This window comes from Curvivirga aplysinae (assembly GCF_009711445.1).
GTDB classification, from domain to species: Bacteria; Pseudomonadota; Alphaproteobacteria; order UBA8366; family Aestuariispiraceae; genus Curvivirga; species Curvivirga aplysinae.
The window spans coordinates 13,106-33,506 of the sequence record NZ_SMMC01000188.1; the positions used below are offsets into that span (position 1 = coordinate 13,106).

The 20,401-nt window shown below is 42.0% G+C and carries 21 protein-coding genes; 5 read left to right on the forward strand and 16 right to left on the reverse strand.

The window, feature by feature from the left end:
* Window positions 1-3: 3 nt before the first annotated feature.
* From E1160_RS10715 to E1160_RS10730, 4 genes are read right to left on the reverse strand one after another with little or no spacing between them, the layout of a single operon-like run.
* The gene (locus tag E1160_RS10715; RefSeq protein ID WP_155155155.1) at window positions 4-1,245 is read right to left on the reverse strand and encodes a CCA tRNA nucleotidyltransferase; all 1,242 of its coding nucleotides are present in this window, start codon (window positions 1,243-1,245) and stop codon (window positions 4-6) included.
* Window positions 1,245-1,541 carry a hypothetical protein gene (locus E1160_RS10720; RefSeq protein WP_155155156.1) on the reverse strand — a complete coding sequence of 99 codons (297 nt, stop codon included), beginning with the start codon at window positions 1,539-1,541 and terminating at the stop codon, window positions 1,245-1,247. Before E1160_RS10720 ends, E1160_RS10715 begins: the two co-directional genes overlap by 1 nt.
* Complete coding sequence (locus tag E1160_RS10725) at window positions 1,538-2,149, reverse strand: CoA pyrophosphatase (RefSeq protein ID WP_155155157.1); 612 nt, start codon at window positions 2,147-2,149, stop codon at window positions 1,538-1,540. Before E1160_RS10725 ends, E1160_RS10720 begins: the two co-directional genes overlap by 4 nt.
* A complete protein-coding gene (locus tag E1160_RS10730; protein WP_235914104.1) occupies window positions 2,149-2,751 on the reverse strand; it encodes a DUF1285 domain-containing protein in 603 nt (200 codons plus the stop codon). The genes E1160_RS10725 and E1160_RS10730 overlap by 1 nt, the downstream gene beginning before the upstream one ends.
* A 107-nt stretch (window positions 2,752-2,858) precedes the next feature.
* Here E1160_RS10730 and E1160_RS10735 point away from each other — a divergent pair, with 107 nt between their 5' ends.
* From E1160_RS10735 to E1160_RS10755, 5 genes are all read left to right on the forward strand, one after another.
* Window positions 2,859-3,887, forward strand: coding sequence for an AAA family ATPase (locus E1160_RS10735; RefSeq protein ID WP_155155158.1), 1,029 nt, complete (start codon window positions 2,859-2,861; stop codon window positions 3,885-3,887).
* A gap of 18 nt (window positions 3,888-3,905) precedes the next feature.
* Window positions 3,906-4,916, forward strand: coding sequence for a DUF58 domain-containing protein (locus E1160_RS10740; protein WP_155155159.1), 1,011 nt, complete (start codon window positions 3,906-3,908; stop codon window positions 4,914-4,916).
* Window positions 4,913-7,732, forward strand: a complete 2,820-nt coding sequence (locus tag E1160_RS10745) for a DUF4159 domain-containing protein (RefSeq protein WP_155155160.1) — start codon at window positions 4,913-4,915, stop codon at window positions 7,730-7,732. The genes E1160_RS10740 and E1160_RS10745 overlap by 4 nt, the downstream gene beginning before the upstream one ends.
* Window positions 7,733-7,741: 9 nt before the next feature.
* Window positions 7,742-9,874 (forward strand): hypothetical protein, encoded by a 2,133-nt coding sequence (locus tag E1160_RS10750; RefSeq protein ID WP_155155161.1) that lies wholly within the window; start codon window positions 7,742-7,744, stop codon window positions 9,872-9,874.
* A gap of 143 nt (window positions 9,875-10,017) precedes the next feature.
* Entirely contained in the window at window positions 10,018-11,229 is a 1,212-nt protein-coding gene (locus tag E1160_RS10755; RefSeq protein ID WP_155155162.1) for an aminotransferase class V-fold PLP-dependent enzyme, read from the forward strand.
* Between the two features lie 41 nt (window positions 11,230-11,270).
* Here E1160_RS10755 and E1160_RS10760 read toward each other — a convergent pair whose 3' ends face one another.
* The 12 genes from E1160_RS10760 to E1160_RS10815 all read right to left on the reverse strand — a co-directional run bounded on the left by E1160_RS10760 (window position 11,271) and on the right by E1160_RS10815 (window position 20,252).
* Window positions 11,271-12,140: a TIGR01459 family HAD-type hydrolase gene (locus E1160_RS10760; protein WP_155155163.1), complete on the reverse strand. Its 870-nt coding sequence runs from the start codon at window positions 12,138-12,140 to the stop codon at window positions 11,271-11,273.
* Window positions 12,141-12,179: 39 nt separating this feature from the next.
* Window positions 12,180-13,712: an EAL domain-containing protein gene (locus E1160_RS10765; protein WP_155155164.1), complete on the reverse strand. Its 1,533-nt coding sequence runs from the start codon at window positions 13,710-13,712 to the stop codon at window positions 12,180-12,182.
* Between the two features lie 102 nt (window positions 13,713-13,814).
* Complete coding sequence (locus E1160_RS10770; RefSeq protein ID WP_155155165.1) at window positions 13,815-14,879, reverse strand: quinone-dependent dihydroorotate dehydrogenase; 1,065 nt, start codon at window positions 14,877-14,879, stop codon at window positions 13,815-13,817.
* Window positions 14,880-14,907: 28 nt separating this feature from the next.
* Entirely contained in the window at window positions 14,908-15,252 is a 345-nt protein-coding gene (locus E1160_RS10775) for a DUF952 domain-containing protein (protein WP_155155166.1), read from the reverse strand.
* Window positions 15,253-15,328: 76 nt separating this feature from the next.
* Window positions 15,329-16,366 carry an NAD(P)H-dependent flavin oxidoreductase gene (locus E1160_RS10780; RefSeq protein ID WP_155155167.1) on the reverse strand — a complete coding sequence of 346 codons (1,038 nt, stop codon included), beginning with the start codon at window positions 16,364-16,366 and terminating at the stop codon, window positions 15,329-15,331.
* A 69-nt stretch (window positions 16,367-16,435) separates the two neighbouring features.
* On the reverse strand, window positions 16,436-16,816 hold the full coding sequence (locus E1160_RS10785) for a 3TM-type holin (RefSeq protein ID WP_155155168.1): 381 nt from the start codon (window positions 16,814-16,816) through the stop codon (window positions 16,436-16,438).
* A gap of 11 nt (window positions 16,817-16,827) precedes the next feature.
* A complete protein-coding gene (locus E1160_RS10790) occupies window positions 16,828-17,283 on the reverse strand; it encodes a cell wall hydrolase (protein WP_155155169.1) in 456 nt (151 codons plus the stop codon).
* Window positions 17,284-17,589, reverse strand: a complete 306-nt coding sequence (locus E1160_RS10795; RefSeq protein ID WP_155155170.1) for a hypothetical protein — start codon at window positions 17,587-17,589, stop codon at window positions 17,284-17,286.
* Between the two features lie 12 nt (window positions 17,590-17,601).
* Window positions 17,602-19,134 carry a phage terminase large subunit gene (gene terL, locus E1160_RS10800; protein WP_155155171.1) on the reverse strand — a complete coding sequence of 511 codons (1,533 nt, stop codon included), beginning with the start codon at window positions 19,132-19,134 and terminating at the stop codon, window positions 17,602-17,604.
* Complete coding sequence (locus E1160_RS10805; protein WP_155155172.1) at window positions 19,134-19,496, reverse strand: hypothetical protein; 363 nt, start codon at window positions 19,494-19,496, stop codon at window positions 19,134-19,136. The genes terL and E1160_RS10805 overlap by 1 nt, the downstream gene beginning before the upstream one ends.
* Before the next feature lie 50 nt (window positions 19,497-19,546).
* Window positions 19,547-19,882 carry a hypothetical protein gene (locus tag E1160_RS10810; protein WP_155155173.1) on the reverse strand — a complete coding sequence of 112 codons (336 nt, stop codon included), beginning with the start codon at window positions 19,880-19,882 and terminating at the stop codon, window positions 19,547-19,549.
* Between the two features lie 22 nt (window positions 19,883-19,904).
* Window positions 19,905-20,252, reverse strand: coding sequence for a hypothetical protein (locus E1160_RS10815; RefSeq protein WP_155155174.1), 348 nt, complete (start codon window positions 20,250-20,252; stop codon window positions 19,905-19,907).
* Window positions 20,253-20,401 lie beyond the last annotated feature (149 nt).

A 20,401-nucleotide genomic window follows, 5' to 3' on the forward strand; every position in this document is an offset into this window, starting at 1 on the left:
TGATTATTCCTTCTTCGCGATTTTCTCTAATCTGGATAAACAGGTTTCGCGATCTATTTGAAAACCGCTGCCAATCCATTCATCTTCCACTTTTTGAAGAATTTGCCCCACTTCGGGACCTGCTTCAACCCCCATATTTATCACGTCTCGCCCTAATAATGGGAATTCAGGCTGTCCCGTTTTCTCGGCAAAACAACCTAACTTATCCCAGCCTCCATCTTCATCACGAATCTGGCCCAGTTGGGCGATATCCCTCACTAAATCAGGTCCTATTTTATTATAGACCTGAAAGAACATTCTGTTAGATAAATCTTTGAAAATCTCACGTGGCGTATAAAGGCCAATAAAGTATTTTTTTTCTGCATTTGAAAAACGTAACGCATTTGCAAGTTGTCTTGCTTCTTTTTGATCAAAATGACCATGCAGCAATGCTAAGCGTTGCAATGGGTTGCCCCCATTCAATTGATCTAAGAAAGCAATATCTTTATCCGTAACCTTAACGGGCATCTTTCGATACATCTGATCAAACATACCAATCTGATTCATCGCAGATAGAGTAGATGAAATCTTGGGTATTGTAAGTAATTTAGACCATTCCTGCCAAATACGTTCTGTGGCCAAACGTGGAAGATGACTTACAAATTCTTTACAAATCGCCAGAACATTCTGGTCAAATCCTTGACGTTCATAGCGCGCAGAGAAACGAAAATAACGTAATAAACGCAATGCGTCTTCTGTCATACGTAGACGCGGGTCACCTACAAATCGCACATGCCCGTCTTTTAAATCATCCCATCCACCGAAATAATCATAAAGAGTGCCGCCAACATCCATATATAGGGCATTCATCGTAAAATCCCGGCGAGCTGCATCCTCTTGCCAGTCATCGGTGAATTCTACAACAGCATGCCGCCCGTCTGTTTCTACATCCTTACGAAGAGTAGTTAACTCATAGGGAACATGATCTAAAACCGCTGTTATTGTGCCATGAGACAATCCCGTCGGGATCACCCTCAGGCCCGCTGCCTCAAGAGATTTCATCACATATTCAGGATCACGATTAACAGCGATATCAAAATCGTGAACCTCACGCCCAACCAGAAAATCTCTTACACAGCCACCAACGAAACGCCCTTCGATACTTGCAGCCTCCAATACCTGAAACAGACGTAAGATATTTGGATCATCAAGCCAATCAGGCCTCATGGATAACTTCGTCGTAACAAGAACCGCATCTGAAAGCATTACTCGTCTGTTTCTTTGACAAATTGGCCCGGCACCAATTCACCATTCTCCATATGTGGTGGTATATATTTACCATGGAATCCATCATAATTTGGAAAACCGAATACCAAAAAAGTAAGGATCAATAGGACTCCACCAAAACCAATCAAACGAAACCACGGCCATGCATGATAGGCTGGAATATGCTCCGCTGTTTCATCTTCTTTTTTCCATTTGGCACGCAAGCGAACCAAAAAGAAATATATTAAAGTCGGTGTGATAAGTGGTAAAACCACTGTCAAAATTATCCGGATCATTTTCCCTCCAGGATATCAACCAGATTAACTAACATGCCCGCCGTCGCACCCCATATATGATAGTCTTTATAGGGTAAAACATAAAAATGACGACGGATGGATTCAAATTCATATGCTTGTTTTACGTGGTTCTCACGGTTCAAGAAAAAGGTTAATGGGACTTCAAAAATAGAGGCAACCTCAAAATCATCCAATTCAGTTTCAAAAGGAGGTGTTACAACCCCTACCACAGGCGTCACGTCAAATCCCGTACGCGTAATATACGGATCCAATTGCCCAATAGTTTCCACATGCCGACGATTAAGCCCTACTTCTTCTTCTGTCTCTCTTAACGCCGTGTCTATGGCATCTGAATCGTCTTTTTCTGCTCGTCCACCCGGAAAACTGATTTGTCCAGCATGATCATGCAAATGATCCGTACGCTGCGTCAAAAGGACTGTTATTCCATCATTTCTTTGCACTAATGGCACAAGAACCGAAGCTGGTGTCAATGGATCCCGCATAGGTTGCATGCCCGGATTTAAATCTGCATCGCCCCGTTTACGTGTATCCTCAGATTGTCTGATTTTATGCGCTTCAAGAGCAGCAATCACGTCAGTTATATGCATCAACCTTCTTCCAAAGAACCAATTTCAAAGAAATTCCCTGAAGACCAAACACCAAATTTTAATTGTTCGTCGCGTTCAACCTCTTCTGCCAGTTCCACAAGATCATAAAACACACTTCGCACAATCAGAGCTTCAAGGTTATCTCTTATTAAGACGTAGGGTTTCGGTTCATTTGTTTCAAGATCAACAACAATGCGTATTGGATGGTTCTCATCCACTGTTACCCAATGATCTAAATTACTACGAAAGGATAAAGTTTGTTTCTTACCTTGCCCTTCAACTCTCATTTCAACAGCAACAAAAGGTGCATCCTCGACCTCAATCTTACCCTTCTCGGCAGGTGTTACCAACCAGAACTGATCGTCTTCATCTTTCTGCAAAATAGTGGAAAAGAGTTTGCATAAAGCTTGACGTTTAATAAGGCCACCCTCGTGATACCAATCACCATTCCGAGCAATCTTCATATCATAATTACATATTTTCTCCGGCCATGGGGAAACATGTAAACCTTGCCCACTCTCCATAAGCTCTTTGATATTTTGCGCAGCGGCTTTTCCTGCCTCGTTCATACCAGATTCTATTTGTTTTATTGGGTCATTCATAATTCTGTGATCCGGTTTCTATAGTCTGCTTAGAAAGCATGTGTTAGACTTACCTCATAAAGTGTTATGCTAACCTTTATATCTTATCTCTAGTTTAAGGTTTATCCATGTCCGCGACAAATGAAACTTTTGAAATCAATTCATTAAACGAAGATCTGGAAACAACGTTGGCTCAACCCCTTGCGGAAGCATCAACTAAAATCCAGAAAATACGTGCCGAGATTGCACAAGTCATAATTGGTCAAGACAACGTAGTGGAACAAAGCCTAATTACTGTTCTCGCAAGTGGGCATGCAGTTTTAATTGGTGTACCTGGCCTTGGTAAAACTCTGTTAGTTGAGACATTAGGTCAGGTATTGGGTCTCTCAGAAAAACGGGTACAATTTACACCTGATCTGATGCCTGCAGATATTTTAGGTTCAGAAGTCTTAGAAGAAAACGAGAGTGGTCGACGGAGCTTTCGCTTCTTGCAAGGTCCAATTTTCAGTCAACTTTTAATGGCTGATGAAATCAACCGTGCCAGCCCACGTACTCAGTCTGCTTTATTACAAGCGATGCAGGAACGCCGTGTTTCTGTCGCTGGTCACTATCATGACTTACCAAAGCCTTTTCACGTTCTGGCAACCCAAAACCCATTAGAACAAGAAGGAACTTATCCTCTTCCTGAAGCTCAGCTTGATCGATTCCTGATGGAAATCAGCATTGAATATCCTGATAAGGAAACAGAAAGAGAAATCATTCTGAACACAACTGGCATAGACGCAAAGAAGCCAGAACCTGTTATAACACCCAAGGATTTGATCGATATCCAACAACTTGTAAAACAAATCCCGGTGGGAGAGAGTGTTGTAGAAGCTATTCTTGAATTAGTTCGTTCTTGTCGCCCCGAACAAAGTGACCATCAACTCGTTAAGGAACATGTGGCATGGGGACCTGGCCCACGTGCTAGCCAAGCATTCATGCAAGCCATTCGCGCAAGGGCCGTTTTACATGGAAGGTTTTCGCCATCCATTGACGATGTTATTTCCCTAGCTAAGCCGATTTTAAGACATCGTATGGCGCTGGGTTTTGCTGCATATAGCGCCAATATTACTTTAGATAATCTAATCAATGAACTGCTAAATCCGCTTCGGTAGAGAGAAATAATTAATCTGATGATTGGATCAAAAACCCAAAAGAAAAAAAACAAACTATCTCTGCTTGGCTTATCCCTAAGAAAGCAGAAAAAACTTCATGTTTTTGATGATCAAACGGACTACCTCACATACCTACAAGCCGATGCACAAGATATGGCTAAATCGTTGCCCGCTTTATTACTTGCTGCAGAGCGGGTTGCTTCAACGGTTGCACAAGGCGTCCATGGCCAGCGTCGTGCCGGAATAGGGGAAAGCTTTTGGCAATACCGCCCCTTCAATGTCGAAGATAGTCGACAAAAAATTGATTGGCGCCGCTCTGCCAGATCAGATGCACTTTATGTGCGGGAAACTGAATGGGAAGCAGCACAATCTTTATGGATATGGCGAGATTCTTCTCCATCAATGAGTTATTCTTCTAGCCAGAAGAAGATCAAAAAAGGCATTCGCGCCGATATTCTGGCCTTGGCTATTTCTCATCTCGCCTTACAAGCAGGTGAGAGAGTTGGATTACTCGAACATATGCAATCCGCAGGTCAAGGGCGAATGATGCTCCAAAAACTAGCTCATGCTCTCATTGAAAACCGGGAAATTAGTCCAAATGAAGACAATCTTCTAAATGCTTTACAAAAGTTACCACCAAATGCCCATATCCTTCTGATTAGTGATTTCTTGGATAACCCAGAAATAATTGAGAAGAGAATCAAAATTCTAGCAGATCGCAAGATCAAAACCAGCTTCTTATGCATCTTTGACCCTGCTGAAAAGTCTCTTCCTTTCAAAGGCCGCATAAGATTTAATGGCTTGAAAAATGAGCTGCCTGTCCTAATACGACGCACACAATCTATCCGACCGGATTATAAAGAGAAACGCAACGCTCATTTCTCTTATTTGCAAAATTTAGCTCACCACCATAATTGGCAATGGTTGTCACATAATACTAAAAATTCAGCTGAAAGTTGTTTGATGGCTTTGTATCAGATGATGGATCGACCACAACATATGACAAAGATCAGGGAGACGATATCATGATCCCTGACCTCTTAGGAAGTATACTTAATCTAAGTTTCTCAATACCATGGCTACTGTTGGGTTTACTAGGATTACCAGCTCTCTGGTTTTTCTTGCGTGTCACACCACCTCCGCCAAAACAAGTTTCCTTTCCAGCCATCATGTTATTGACTGGCATATTCAATAAAAACCAGTCTTCAGATAAAGCACCGTGGTGGTTAGTTACTTTACGGTTAACATTATTATCTGCCCTGATCCTCGCTTTTGCTCATCCACGAATTTATCAAGAGCAAACAATTCCCGGTCAAGGATCAATAGTATTAATTATAGAAAACGATTGGGCCAGTGGGCAAAATTGGTCAGATTTCATCAATGTAACAGAATCAATTCTTGAAGATGCTGCACGTCAAAATCGTGAAATTTATATTGCTTCGACACAACCGCTTGATGTGGAAAAAAAAATAACCTTGCTTGGACCTTTGTCACCACAAGTTGCAGAAGATCAACTCACACAATTATCGCCTAGTCCAGTCATTATTGACTACCAATCCTTACTTAGTCATTTAAATAAAAAAGATTTTAACTCCCCTCCATCTATCGTTTGGCTACAAAGTGGCATTCAACATCCAGGCACCCAAGAGTTCGAAAAACAGCTAACGCGAATTGGTGTTGTCCATATATATCAACCGAAAGGTCATAACTTACCTGTGACGCTTTCTCTTACAAAAAACAGCTTGGCAGAACCATCCGGCATCCAATTATCAGTGAAAAGAACGAAATCGGCAAAGCCCTCTCATACCGATGCAATCAATATTGCCAGAGAGGTTCTTCTTTCCATTAAGGCACAAAATGGACGTTTGTTGGGTCAACAACTTGTTCAGTTCAATCAAGGCGAGTTTGAAAAATCAACTCCATTAAATCTACCGAAAAACTTAGTCAGTGAAATCAAATATATCTCAATTGATGGCCAATCAAATGCAGGTTCTATCTTCCTTCTTGATGATCGTTGGCGTAACACACAAATAGGCATCTTGCAGCCGGAAGGGGAAAATGGATTACCTCTTTTATCGGAAAGTTACTTTCTTGACAAAGCAAGTACAGATCTTGGAACTGTAAGTATTGGGCCTTTACAGATGTTACTAAGATTAAGGACTGGTGTGATTATGATGCCGGATGCTGTCTCTCTTTCATTTGAAGAAATGGAAGAGTTAAGTAACTGGTTGAAACAAGGTGGCGTGTTAATTCGATTTGCAGGAAGAAACCTTGCACATAATGTTGAAACTGACCCATTACTCCCTACAGCTTTACGCCATGGCGGCAGGGCACTAAATGGGATGTTGCAATGGGAGAAACCGGCAAATTTAAAGAGTTTTAATAGCGACAGCCCTTTAGCGGGGCTTAAAATCCCCAAAGACGTCGTAATCAAGCAACAAGTCTTAGCCAAATCCACCTCAGAAATAAAAAAAACCAGTTGGGCCGAACTTGAAGATGGTACAAGTTTAATTTCTGGCAAAAAAATAGGGCAAGGATGGCTTGTATTATTTCATACAACTGCGAACGCAGAATGGTCCAATCTGGCTTTATCTGGTATTTTCCCAAAAATACTGGACCGCTTAACACGTCTCTCTTTTCTATCTGACAAGAAAAATATTATTGATACAACTGATACATTTTCACCTTATCTTCCGCTACAAATTGTTAACGGGAAAGGTCAATTATCGCCACCACCTGCATATATCCAATCAATAAACTTAAAAGACACACCTAAAATCACCTCTTATACACCACCTGGCTTTTATGGCGGCCAAGGATACAATCTTGCATTAAATCTCACACAAGATATTAGCGAATTAAAACAATACACACCGAATAAAAATAATCTACACCAACTAGGGAGTGAAATTGCTAAATCAACAGATTTAAAACCTGTTCTGCTACTCATCGCACTTATTCTACTATTTGCAGATTCTATATGTTCTTTAGCTTTACGAGGACAACTACCTCAACTTTCGGGTCACTTAAAACATCTCATCCTTGGTGGTATTTTGATTTCAGGGTTAAGTATTTTGTTCACAGGCCCGTCAGCAGCGCAAGAAACGGAACTAGAAGCCACAATTGTTCGACCCTTAATCCCGCCCCAAAGCAACAGTTTTGATACAAGTACGGGGCTGGCATATGTCGTAACAGGCAATACAAAAGTGGATCGAATAAGCCATGAAGGATTGGCGGGATTAGCTTTCATACTAAATCAACGTACCGCAATCGAAGCCGCTAATCCTGTCGGTATTGATTTCAAAAAAAGTGAATTGGCTTTTTATCCTTTAATCTATTGGCCCATAACCCCAGACCAGAAGAACCTTAGCCAAACAGAGATTGATAATATTAATAACTATTTATCCTTTGGCGGTAGCATTTTTTTTGATTCACGTAGTCCGGGACAATCAAATACGGCCATGATGACGCATCTACAACGTTTGACCAAGGGTATCAATATACCTGCCTTGGTACCAATTGAAACAGACCACGTACTGACAAAAAGCTTCTATCTTCTTCAAGATTTCCCGGGCCGCTGGCAAGACGGGAATTTATGGGTAGAGCCCATTCAAGCTGGTACTGCAGATGGTGTCAGCCGCATTATGGTTGGACAAAACGATTGGGCAGGCGCATGGGCCATGGATGAGTATGGGCGCCCTCGATTTCCGGTTACACCTGGTGGTGAAGCTCAACGTGAAATGTCCTATCGTTTCGGAATAAATCTGATGATGTATATGCTGACCGGCAACTATAAAAAAGATCAAGTTCATATCCCTGCTATACTTGAACGCCTCGGACAATAGAGGTGGATTATGGATAGCATTCTAAATCTTTTGACAGAACCAAATACCGCGAGTTCTATTCTATGGGATCCATATTTTTCTATAACTTATTTGTGGATAGGGTTCAGTGCTGCTGCATTTCTATTACTCTATTGCTTCTTCAACAGAATTAAGGGAAGCATTCTAAGATTCCTTATATCTCTATTCTTATTGCTAACTCTCGCGAACCCTATTTGGGTAGAAAAAGAAAAAGAACCTCAACGTGATATTGCTATACTATTGATAGATGATAGCCCTTCTCAAAATATTAATGACCGCATTAAGCAGGTTCAGGACACTCGTGACTACATTAAAAAATCCATAACCGCTCAAAACGCCCCTCTTGAAATAAGAGAACTAAAACTTAGCGAACTCGTTAATACAGATAATGGTCGATCTGAAACTTTGGTCATAGAAGCATTAAGTCGTGCAATATCCGAAATTCCCCCAGAGCAATATGCCGGGACCGTGCTTATCACCGATGGTCAAATTCATGATACTATCGAAGAAATAGAAACACTTAGGGATCAGAAGAATTTTCAAGACAAACCACTTCATGTATTACTGACCGGATCCACAACTGAAATTGATCGCAGAATAACGCTTATTGATGTTCCATCTTATGGCATGGTAGACGAAGAAGTAATGATTAATTTTCGAGTTGATCAGGTTGGAAGGTCTCTGCCCCAGAATGCTTGGATTACAATACGTGCTGACGGACAAAAACCACGGCGTATGAATGTGGTCATAGGCCAAACGACTAGCATTCCAATCCCTCTTGAAAGACGCGGCCCTTTAAATGTAGCTCTTCAAGTGGAAGAAATCCCAAATGAGATTAGTTTTGGGAATAATCAAACAGCATTTTCCATTAATGCCGTACGTGATCGATTGAAAGTCTTATTAGTTTCTGGCGTTCCGCATCCTGGGGAACGTACATGGCGTAACCTTTTAAAATCGGATCCTTCCGTTGATCTCGTGCATTTTACAATTTTACGCCCTCCAGAGAAACAAGACGACACGCCTGTACACGAATTATCTCTCATAGCTTTTCCGACAAGGGAGCTGTTCCAAACTAAGCTTCATGAATTTGATCTGGTTGTCTTTGACCGATATAGACGTAGAGGTGTCTTACCCTCTATCTATCTTCGTAACATTGTCAGCTATGTAGAAGAAGGCGGCGCGTTACTAGAAATTGGCGGGCCGAGTTATGCTAGTCCGTATAGCCTTTATCGAACTTCCCTTGGAGACATTCTCCCAGGAGAACCCGATGGTGACGTTCACCAAGAAGCATTCAAACCCAAGGTGACTGAAGAAGGCATCCGACACCCAGTAACAGCGCGTTTGCCAATGGGACCTGTAATTGCCATGAATGATGACATTCGGTGGGGACGATGGTTACGTCAAATAAGTGTTGAGGCGAAAGAAGGAAATGTTCTAATGCATGGTGTCGCAGATCAACCGCTTCTCATACTAAATCGAGTTGAAAAAGGTCGCGTCGCCCAACTATTTTCAGACCAGATATGGCTTTGGGCGAAAGGCTACGAAGGTGGAGGACCATATTCAGAACTTATTAGGCGTTTATCACACTGGTTAATGAAAGAACCTGAACTTGAGGAGAATGACCTTAAGGCATATATCGAAGGTGATCGGATTTTCGTGGAAATGCGTAGCCTTGTTCCACAAGAACCCATCGTTTCTATAGAAGGCCCAGATGAGAATATAACAGAACTACCATTACGCGATATAGGCAATGGTCGATATATAGGTGAAAAGAAATTAGACTTCATCGGCCTCCATCAGGTGAGCAATGGCGAACGAACTGTTTTAGCAACTGAAAATGTGGGGCAAAATAAAGAATGGCAAGCGTTGAATGCTACGACCGCCCATATCGAACCTCTCATCAAAGACATGTATGGCAGCTATCGTTTCATAGAGATGGGACTACCCGATATACGTCATAAAAAACCCAGTCGACAATATACAGGAAAAAACTGGATAAGCTTTGTTAAAAATAATTCTTATAAAATTACGGGTGTAACCTATAGAAATTTAATTAACGGATGGGTGGGATTAATCTTGGCAGTTTTATTTATTATGCTGTGTTGGCGGCGAGAAGCACGTTAGATTAAATTATATTTCAAAATGCACATATAAAAAGAAATATTACACAAACGCAAAATTTACTTGCAAAATCTTCTAAATGAGACACATATCGGGGTAATTAATCAAACAATCAATAATAATCGGTATCGAAGCAAGGGATTTAAATGTCGGCAACACCCGCTCTGCGTGACCAAAACGAACCTATCACTGAAACAGGACATGCTGTCCGTGATTATTGGCTATTAGAGCCTGATATTTCGTATTTAAATCATGGTGCTTTTGGGGCCCTTGCGAAAGACGTTCATGACGTTGCCAATAATTGGCGTATATTGATGGAACGACAACCATCTGAATTTATCCGTGAAATCCTACGTCCTAACTTGCGGAAAACAGCAGATTTTTTAGGTAACTATGTTGGTGCGCAAGGCGAAGATATTGTTTTTGTAGACAATGCCTCAACAGCGATCAATGCTGTTCTCCGTTCATTAGTTCTGCTTCCCGGTGACGAAGTCGTTACTACCAATCATGCACATGAAACAGTCTTACGTACTTTAGAATTTATTTGTGAACGTGCTGGTGCACGTCTACATATTGCAACTATCCCTTTCCCGATCGAAGAGCCTGATGATGCCGTTGATGCCATCACAGATCGACTATCACCACGTACACGTTTGGTTGTTATAGATCACATTACCTCTTTAACCGGCCTCGCCTTACCTTTACAAAACATTCTGGATGAATGTAGCGAACGCGCAATTCCAACATTAGTGGATGGTGCCCATGCACCAGGACAGGTAAACCTTAATATCGAAAAAATGGGATGTGGCTGGTATGTGGGGAATGCCCATAAATGGCTGGGGGCTCCTCGAGGATCTGCTTTTCTATGGACACAACAAGATTTACAGGCGCGTGTTCGACCAACAACGATCAGTAACTTTATCAGTGACGGTTACACGGCCGCATTTGATTGGCCGGGTACAAAAGATTTTTCCTCATATCTCTCTATTATAGCAGCCATTGAGTTTCGGGCCCGCTTTGGGGAAGAAAAGATCGCTGAATATTGTCAGGATTTGATCATTAAAGCCGCTGACTATCTGAGTACGGTATTAGACGTAGAACGCGGCGCCCCAAATAACATGACAGGCTTTATGACCTCATTTGCCTGGCCTGGTAAAGATAAAGCCACGTTAGAGAATGTGAATAATATCCGCCTCATTTTGCGAAATGAATATCAAGTAGAAGTAGAGCCTAAAATCATCAATGGTAAAATCTGGATTCGGATTTGTGCCTATATTTACAACGAAATGGATGATTATAAAAAACTAGCTCGCGCTGTTCAGGATATAGTATCTAAGGACCTAATTAGTCAGGCTTGAACAAAAGGCGCAGAAACTCTCTACGCCTTTCAATTCACATACTACCAAACAAAACGATAACTTGAATATTTCGGCACGATATTACGTTTGGAAGTAAGAGCATCAATCTTAGCCTGTTGTGGTGGATGACCTAATTCATCACCATGAATTCCACCACATATAAATAAGCCTTCACCGCCTGCAATATGAGCGCCTTCAATATCATGGGCTAGCGAATCTCCAATTCCCAAAATACGTTTCGCATTCGGTGCAAGGGATTTACAATATTCATAGGTCTCTTCTTGCGGTTTACCATGCCAACGCACTATGCCACCCATATTTTCATATTCCAACGCTACCTGACCTGGACACATGTTCAAAGTACCATCCGGTGCAACACTTACTAAATCCGGGTTCACACAAATCAATGGCAGCTTCTTGTCCAAGGCAACCTGTAAATAGGGACGATAATAATCCAGATCACCTTCATTCGTCCCTGTACATAAAATAAAATCGGCTTCTGCTGCTGTTTCAACAACTTCTTTACCCGTACCATCAAGTATCGCCAGATTGTCATCATTCCATGTGAAGGGAAGTGTTTTCTCACCTAACGACGCAAATATAGGATCAGTTTTTGCCATAAAATTACGATGGCATAGTTCACCCGATGTCACCACATGATCATAGAGACCTTTATGGATACCCATCCCTTCCATACGGTCATAGGAATCATCAACACGCTTACCAGAGTTTGAAAGAATGATAATCGTTTTGCCATCGACCTTACGTAATTCTTCCATGGCTTCAACAGCGCCCTCATGTGCGGTTTCACCATTATGCAGAACCCCCCATTGATCAATGAGGAATAAATCAAATTCATCGACAATTTCCGATAAACCAGAAATCATCTTACTGGTCGCATGTGCAGACATCACATTTCTACTTTCAAAATTCAAAGAAACAGATAAGGCTTAGGCAATCCGTAAGCCACTAGAAGGGTCTTTAACGGGTTTAGCCTCTCCAAACAAGATGCCCTGCCCATATTCAATGCCCAAATCCATCACATCCATCAACATCCGTTCGGATGCGATATGATTACCAATCAGCTCAATATTCTCTTTCTCCAGATTGGCTTTCATATGCTGGAAACGTGCATCACCAATACGTTTGATCAACGCTAATACAGTTGGGCTATCCAATTTCACATAACTGATATGGGACCGCCCCATAGCCATTGCATCTAGATTGAAGTCACGCACATTGTCCAGCGCGAAACGTAATCCAATACCAGCTAAACGTCCCATAGGTTCACGTAAGTCATCCAATAATGGATCGATGGTTTCATGATCAAGTTCCAGAACCAAACTGCGTGCTAACGTGCGTCGTTTTTCCATATATTCAGAAAAATCACGCAAGAAGGATACATCAGATAAAGTTGCAGGTGATACGTTACAGAAAATCGCACGATCAAATTCAAGCCCGCCATTCTGTTTCAAAATCTGTGCACAACGATAAAGAAGCAATGTATCTGAAGTCGGGTTAAGCCCATCTTCATCCATCAACATCTGAATGCGTTCAGGCACCAGTAACTCGCCATCCTTGGAGCGCAATCGTCCAAAAGCTTCAAAGAAGCGACGTTTACGTTGTGGCAATGTATGAATAGGCTGTAAATGTGCGTCTAGACGTTTAGATTCTAGTGCTTCACGAACAATTGGGAGCAAGGATTCATCAAGTTCTACATGTGGTTTGATACGTGGTGTACCATCTTCATAAATATCATTACCACTATCCTCTTCGACAGCACGATCCTTAACTTGTGGCGGTAAACCATCAGAATATAATTTATCTACAAGACCTTGCAGAACTTCAACTTCCTTCGCCATAGCCTGACGGCGCTCATCTTCGGTTTCTTGAGGCAGCTCATCATCCTCATCATATTCTTCGTCATAGTCTTCATCCTCGAAATCAGACCCCTCTCCCTCTTCCAAGGCATCTAACCAATGAGGCTCTTCTTCACCTTCTTCCACGCTATCTTCGTCATAATATTCTTCTTCATAATTCTCCTCTTCAGGAGCCTCATGTTCACCAGCTAAGAAAGACGGCATTTCAACATTTTCAGATACTGATGATTGTTGTGGATTTGATGTCGCCGCCAAAGGTCTGACTGGTTTCATTGCAGGCTTATTTTTTGGAAGAGATGCGACCTCATCTGATACAGGATCGGCTTTTTCCTCTTTATCGAAAACCAACATATCATTACGGATATCAAGCAGTTCCAGCTTGGTTTTATCATATGCTTTTTTAAGAAGAAGTAAGTGACGCGCTTGTTTTGCCTCAATCTGGCGGCGATGGATATTTTCATGAACTAGACCTGAAACGGCTGCAACCAAAATTCCAACCGTAATCCCCTCACCTAATGACACAGATGCCATAAAAGTCGGCAAAGCAATGCCCAAGGTCAGGGAAAGTAACAAATACCCTATAATAATAAAGATCTGCTGCATCGATCCACCTGCCAGATAAAAACCCCAATTGCAAAGCAAATTAAATACTTCACTAAAAAGGGTTTAGCCTGAGTCGCCCCAATTTGACTAGAGGCATAATACCTATCTATGGTCTGCACCCACAGCTTGGCCTACATTTTCAAACCCGTCTTTTGACAAACACTCAGATAACTCACGCTTAATCCGTGGAATTAGGCTTGGTCCATGATAAACAAGTGCAGAATATAGCTGAACTAAAGAGGCGCCCGCTCTAATTTTTCGATATGCATCTTGCCCTGATGCAACACCACCAACGCCAATCAACGGAATCTTTCCGCCTGTACGCTTATAAACATCTGCTAACACATCGGTAGAAAGCTCCATCAATGGCTTACCGCTCAATCCACCTGTTTCTTCTGCCGTTTTCTTGTCTTTCAAAGAGTCAGGCCGCGATATGGTTGTGTTGGAAACAATCAACCCATCAATGTTCATATCAAGCGTAAGACTCGCAATATCACTCAAATCATCACTATTCAAATCCGGCGCAATTTTCACTAGCAATGGTGGCTTTCGCTTCTCTCCCATTGCTTTATCACGTGCTTCTAAAGTAGCTATAACCAGATTGGCCAGTTCATCTTTATCCTGCAAAGCACGCAGGCCCGGTGTATTTGGTGATGAAACATTAATCACCAGATAATCCGCAAATGGGGAAAGCTTTTCTGCACCAACCGCATAGTCCGACGCAGCGTCTTCTGTTGTTTTGTTTTTCCCCAGATTAACGCCAACAATACCGCTACTATAACGATGAGCCAGATTCTTGGCCGCGACATGCATTCCTTTATTATTAAAGCCCAAACGATTAATAACGCCGCCATCTTTTGGCAAACGGAAAATACGTGGCTTCGGATTTCCATCTTGCGCCTTTGGGGTAATAGATCCCACTTCAACGAAACCAAGTCCCGTATCTAACATAGCATCGGCAACTTCTGCATTTTTATCGAACCCGGCTGATAATCCGATAGGGCTTGGGAAATACATATCCCAGACCTTAGTCACTAAACGTCCGTCTTCATCTGCAAATGCCTTTGGCCCCAATCCCGCCTTTAAAGCAGCCAATGTCATATTATGTGCCTTTTCAGGGTCAAGGCAGCGTAAAAAGGGTAAGGCGAAATCAGCTAATACAGACATAGTCTATCCATTCATCTTGTCTAGATTATTAATCTTCCATTTCGGGAAAAACATGAAGCCCCTGATCATCAAGAGCAAGAGGCGTTGCCCAAATCACAGCCTCTAGCGGCAATTCACCATAAAGATGAGGAAATAAAGAACCACCACGAGATTCTTCCCATTTCAGTTCATCACCCAACATGCCTTCATCCACCGCAAGAAGGACTAGATCGGGATTACCCGCTTTATGTACCGCAGCAGATTTTATAATTTGCTCTTTATTCGAGAAATGAAGAAAGCCATCACTTAAATCTTCTTCACGACCTGCATAAACACCTTCTTCAGCTTGTTTTATCCAGCAAGATTTGTCCGCCAGATGATAGATCGTTGCCATGATTTAGTTTCCTATAAATTGATAATATCTGATGGCGCTATACATAGCCTGTCCAATATTAACAAGCAAAGGGAATCTATATTTCTGAAACCAACCACTTTGTCATATCTACCGCTGAAATCTCTTTACAACCTGTTGTATTTTGCCCCGCCCAAAGAGAGGAAAAATCATGAATACCTTGTTCTTCAGCGGCTGTTTTTAATGGGCCAATAAGCCCGCCAGCAAGTGGAAATTCAGGAGCTAAGTCACTGATAGGGCCAAGTTCACGCATCAATCTATTCACAATACCGCGGGCAGGCCGTCCTGAAAATAGGTTCGTAAGGGCTGTATGTTGAGCATCGCTAGATTTAAGCGCCTTCCTATGCAAGAAGGTGGTACTCGCCTCATCACAAAGCATATAACTTGTCCCAACTTGCAACATATCTGCGCCAAGTTCCAACATTGCTTTCACCTCTCTAGGCGATGCAATCCCGCCTGCAGCAATAACTGGTAGGTCTATTGCTTGTTTTATTTGAGGGAGTAAAGAAAAAATACCAAGTTGTTTGGAGATATCATCTGACAAAAAATGTCCACGGTGACCGCCGGCTTCCAAGCCTTGCGCAATCACCGCATCCACACCTTGATCCGACAAAACAATAGCTTCTTCAACTGTGGTGGCCGAAGATAGAATTCGCGCGCCCCAAGACCGAGCTCTTTGTAACAACTCAGATGAAGGCAGACCGAAATGAAAACTAACAACTTCGGGTTTAAACTTTTCCAAGACATCAGCCATCTCGCTGCTGAAAGGCGCACGGCCGGGCCCTGCTTTCACTTCCGCTGAATTTAGACCGACTTCTTGGAAATATGGCGCAAGCGTTTCCCGCCATTTAACATCACGACTTGCATTAGGAGCAGGGTCTTCATGAGCAAAAAAATTCACATTAATTGGTTTAGAAGTAGCAGTATTGATAGTTACCAATTCTTCTTCCAATTTTTCAGCATTCAACATTGCACAAGGAAGCGACCCAAGAACACCAGTTTCGCTACATGCAATCGCCATAGCACTTCCTTGTATTCCTGCCATGGGAGCTTGTATCAAAGGATATGAAAGGCCTAAGCTTTTATAAAATGACATATTGTGGACTCTCTAAATATCTAGAAGCTTTATTATGGCAGATCACATCTATATGTCATGAGAAACTTCTTATTTATCTTTCCAAAGACTTATTCCTTTTTCAGCACCTCGGCTGACGATGTAGCCACCGACGCCGATTTTTAATAGTTCCCATAGATGGTCGGGCATGACAACTGAAGCGACACCAAAAACCGGGGCGATTACATAGTTATGAGCCACGATATATCCAAACAACACCATCAACATAGGTCGCCAGTTTCGTTGTAACCAACTTTCACCTTTTGCCTCGGCAATTACGACGGAAGCCGCAGCTTTTTCAATATCTGCTGCATGAGACAGAAGTGCGGTTTCTAATTCCAACCTTACTTTATCTCTTTCAACTTGATCGGGTATCACCCGATCCAAAACACCTCCTATCAAAGGAGTTAAGGCCGATAGTAACGGAATCATAATGCCATCTCCTAACCAATATTTTTATAAAATTTATGATGACCAATTTCTGCAATTGGAGTACGCCCCTTGGCCCACCATGGTAATATTTGAGCGGCATGATAGTGGGTAGCTCCATTTGTACGATCCACTAAAGAGCCACGTAAGGCACGCTTGGCGATGCGTTTAGCAGATGCAAAAGCTTTGTCTTCTTCGTTGACCTCTAACATCTTCGATAGATTAGGATCTTCTTTATTCCAACATGAAAACTGATAAGGCTTTTTACACACATCAATCACATCATTCCCCCACCAATGCCCGCCACGCGCCTGAGATTTAATAACTCGGTTCATAATACAGGAGGCAACAGCTTCCATTCCTGGAAGTTTCTCACCACGTGCTTCCCCCCAAATCGTGCGCGCCAGTATATTAACCTCTTCAAAGCTTAAAATTTTTATCGATTTTGATCTCATTGATTTACAAAGCATTTATTTACCCTCCGCAGAATGATGAGTAAGCTTTGCTTCAATTCGCAATAAATGCCCTGTCAATCGACGTTCAACATCTTTCAAGTAAGAAATGGTTACATAACTTTTCGCGACTTCTAACTTATACGCAGCTAAGCTTTCTCTTGCTTGCGCAATTGATACTGACACCCTTTGGTCCACTTCATCCAATCGATTATTCAATTCTTCTCGGCTTCGCCAGTTCATCCAAAATAGCGCTGCTAGTGCTGGTAATTCCACAGCCGTAATCCACCAGATAATATCTAGTCCCACAGAAGTTTCTTCCATGATTTAACCTTCCTAAATTTCAAATTGTGTTTGAGCCTGATGTTGCTGTCCGACGCCTTGCCAATGCCGTTGTTTATGTTTATGCGATTTGCTATTTGCCTCAAACATGTAACGATTTAAACGTACAGGCTCACTCAGAAGACAGCCTGCCACTGCGTCCAACCCATCATCGACACCAGTCCGATTTTGACCCGGCTTCCATTCGCGCATCTCTGTAATAAAAGGGCTTTGCCAGACCGATTGATGCGCTTTAAGCTGACCTGCAGCTAAAACAGCATCAAATGCTTCCATCAAACGCTTGTCTTTATTGACCGTTGAATGATGTTCCAAAACTGCAGTTCTACATCCTTTTTCTCTAAAAATAGCTCTAAGTAACCCGGGCAAAAACTTGCCTATTCCGTTTGTTTCAATTGTCACACTTGGTAAATGCAACTCACGTACAAAATGAAAAACCTGATTGCATTGTTGACGTGCTTCATCCAATTCTGCGCTTACTTCTGTTCGAAGGTATTTTATGCGATGAAGCCAGTATCCGCCTTCTTCATCTGTATAAACGCATGCAATTACCGAATGATCACCCTTCACAGGGTTTCCATAAGATGGATCCCACCAACAGCTAGCAGAAATTAATCTTTGTTGCTTGAGCAACAAGATATCTTGACCGTTACTTTGCTGATATTTCAACTCGGCAGTATAGCTACCTAACTTATCCAGATCCAAACGCCCTCCGTTGATACTAACGGGCTCTAACATCATTTGACTTCTATACTTATTTGGACCTTGTTTGCGCTTTAAGTTAGCAATAGTTGCTGGTCCAAACCTTTCAGGCCAATTTGATTCTCCAGTCTTATTACATACCGGGATTTTTAATCGCTTAAAGCCATTAAGAAATGGAAATTCTTCACCCGTTTCTTTCCGTGCGGCATCAGCATAAATCGTGAAAAAACTATGCGGTGTGCCGACAAAAAGTTGGGTTCCATCAGGGGTTAAAACGTAATCAATTTCCGATAATCTTTGACGCAGGTCTTCGCGCTTTCCAGCCGTGTCACATGTATTAGGTACTTCAACGTCGTCACATATAACCATATCCGCCCGACTACCAGTCATATTTGACTGTATCCCCTTAGCCATCATTGAGGGGTCCCGTAACTCCATAGATCTATTCAATGTAAATCTGTCTGAAGCCCATTGATCTGCACGGCTTGGTTTAAGCCCTTGTGTTAGAGGATGACGTTCAACAATACGTTTTACATTCCGCACCATCTTAATCGCCAAAGCTTGCTCAGCAGCAAGAACCAAAATACGTAAGTTAGGATCAAGGTATAAAACCCAGGCACAGAATAATCCAATAATTGTCGATTTACCTGCCGCCCGAAATGCCATTAACAAAAGACGGGGATCTTTTTGTTTCCAGCGCCTATTCAGCCAATGCGCCATGCGACGATGAATACGAGGAGTCGTTTGTCCCTGAGTTTCATTCCAAATCCAGATAAATTCCGCAAATGTTATAGAGTTTCTTCTTTTAGAGGTGGAAGAGGTTTTCATTAAACCTCTCCTCCAATTTCATCTCCTTCTTCGGGTAAGGCTTGAGACTCACCAACAGCCTGTTTTGCACGCTTAAGCATTAATGAAAGTTCATCATCATTTTCCACAGACTGACCAATTACATCAGGTTGAAGCATGACCGATTGAGCCAGCTTTAATAGTGCTTCCATATGCGTTAGTGCTGCTTTAGCTCCGCCTTGTTGGGCAGTAAATGCCCTCGGGTCCTCCGATGCAGGCTGGCCTGTAATCGTATCATATGCTTCTAAAGCTAAAGACAACATTTCTGGCAAGCGGCCAGCAAGGTGTATTTTCAATTCATCCGCACTTGATAAAACTGTGTCAGAAGCACTTAAGGACGACATTTTATTTTTCTTCCGAGACACTATAATCCTCTTTTCAATTCGTGCTAAACTTATCCCCAACAGATATCATCACGCCAATTGCGCGGCAGGTTTCCCTCTTCTGCTCTACGTTCCAATTCATTGGATATCTGTCGAATTGCATCAATTTGCTGCCATTCATTTTTCAACTCTATCCAAAGCTTTTTCTCAGATTTGGAGAGTTGACCTGCTTGCTTTAAATGCAACAAAAGCTGCAGCGCAGTCATAAGAATATTCCGTTGCTTAAACTCTGGAACTTTCTGCAAAATCCGACGTCTTGCTTCTTGCTGGATCTCAAATGTCAGCTGATCCAGAAGCCTTGCCTCTTTAAGCATAGCTTCTTCGGCCTTATTCAAAAATTCTCTCATCTTATATTCACTTTTTGTTCCATTAATTATTCATCAGAAAATCTAATGTAAGTAACTCTAATTCTTCTGGCGTCTCAGCTTCTTCAAGACGTATATCAGCAGGTAAATCACGAAGCTTCTGTTTTTGCAAAGTAATGCCTAAAGTTGTTTCTCCACTTTCCAACGCTTTCATAAAATCTGCATCTAATGTTCTAAAGAATGCTGAACGCTCTTCTCTCAGCTTTTCTCTGTGAATATGTCTGGCCTTGGACATATTTACTGTAATCACATCGCCTTCTAATTGCCACGCCTCTCGGAAAACACGGCGCTGTGGTTTTGGGATTGATGCACTTATCTGTTTTCCTGTAATTTGAATATAAGATTTTGTCATCTTGCCGATCTCCTCATATTTCTGAGCATTTAATTAAGCCTCCTTCTCATTAACCAATATTAGTTCAATTTAAAATTTTAAGGAAAAATCATAATTTCGGATATCTTTTCTTAACAATTTGACAAGCCTTAATGTATTCATCAATTTGC

Excerpts from the sequence above, each read along its gene's own strand:
- E1160_RS10780 (WP_155155167.1), bottom strand. The coding sequence starts at position 16,366 with ATGTCATTTTATAAAAGCTTAGGCCTTTCATATCCTTTGATACAAGCT.
- E1160_RS10730 (WP_235914104.1), bottom strand. The coding sequence starts at position 2,751 with ATGAATGACCCAATAAAACAAATAGAATCTGGTATGAACGAGGCAGGA.
- E1160_RS10720 (WP_155155156.1), bottom strand. The coding sequence starts at position 1,541 with ATGATCCGGATAATTTTGACAGTGGTTTTACCACTTATCACACCGACT.
- E1160_RS10765 (WP_155155164.1), bottom strand. The coding sequence starts at position 13,712 with ATGCAGCAGATCTTTATTATTATAGGGTATTTGTTACTTTCCCTGACC.
- E1160_RS10715 (WP_155155155.1), bottom strand. The coding sequence starts at position 1,245 with ATGCTTTCAGATGCGGTTCTTGTTACGACGAAGTTATCCATGAGGCCT.
- E1160_RS10785 (WP_155155168.1), bottom strand. The coding sequence starts at position 16,816 with ATGATTCCGTTACTATCGGCCTTAACTCCTTTGATAGGAGGTGTTTTG.
- E1160_RS10755 (WP_155155162.1), top strand. The coding sequence starts at position 10,018 with ATGTCGGCAACACCCGCTCTGCGTGACCAAAACGAACCTATCACTGAA.
- E1160_RS10760 (WP_155155163.1), bottom strand. The coding sequence starts at position 12,140 with ATGTCTGCACATGCGACCAGTAAGATGATTTCTGGTTTATCGGAAATT.
- terL (WP_155155171.1), bottom strand. The coding sequence starts at position 19,134 with ATGAAAACCTCTTCCACCTCTAAAAGAAGAAACTCTATAACATTTGCG.
- E1160_RS10740 (WP_155155159.1), top strand. The coding sequence starts at position 3,906 with ATGATTGGATCAAAAACCCAAAAGAAAAAAAACAAACTATCTCTGCTT.
- E1160_RS10750 (WP_155155161.1), top strand. The coding sequence starts at position 7,742 with ATGGATAGCATTCTAAATCTTTTGACAGAACCAAATACCGCGAGTTCT.
- E1160_RS10795 (WP_155155170.1), bottom strand. The coding sequence starts at position 17,589 with ATGGAAGAAACTTCTGTGGGACTAGATATTATCTGGTGGATTACGGCT.
- E1160_RS10790 (WP_155155169.1), bottom strand. The coding sequence starts at position 17,283 with ATGCTTTGTAAATCAATGAGATCAAAATCGATAAAAATTTTAAGCTTT.
- E1160_RS10745 (WP_155155160.1), top strand. The coding sequence starts at position 4,913 with ATGATCCCTGACCTCTTAGGAAGTATACTTAATCTAAGTTTCTCAATA.
- E1160_RS10775 (WP_155155166.1), bottom strand. The coding sequence starts at position 15,252 with ATGGCAACGATCTATCATCTGGCGGACAAATCTTGCTGGATAAAACAA.
- E1160_RS10815 (WP_155155174.1), bottom strand. The coding sequence starts at position 20,252 with ATGACAAAATCTTATATTCAAATTACAGGAAAACAGATAAGTGCATCA.
- E1160_RS10725 (WP_155155157.1), bottom strand. The coding sequence starts at position 2,149 with ATGCATATAACTGACGTGATTGCTGCTCTTGAAGCGCATAAAATCAGA.
- E1160_RS10770 (WP_155155165.1), bottom strand. The coding sequence starts at position 14,879 with ATGTCTGTATTAGCTGATTTCGCCTTACCCTTTTTACGCTGCCTTGAC.
- E1160_RS10805 (WP_155155172.1), bottom strand. The coding sequence starts at position 19,496 with ATGTCGTCCTTAAGTGCTTCTGACACAGTTTTATCAAGTGCGGATGAA.
- E1160_RS10810 (WP_155155173.1), bottom strand. The coding sequence starts at position 19,882 with ATGAGAGAATTTTTGAATAAGGCCGAAGAAGCTATGCTTAAAGAGGCA.
- E1160_RS10735 (WP_155155158.1), top strand. The coding sequence starts at position 2,859 with ATGTCCGCGACAAATGAAACTTTTGAAATCAATTCATTAAACGAAGAT.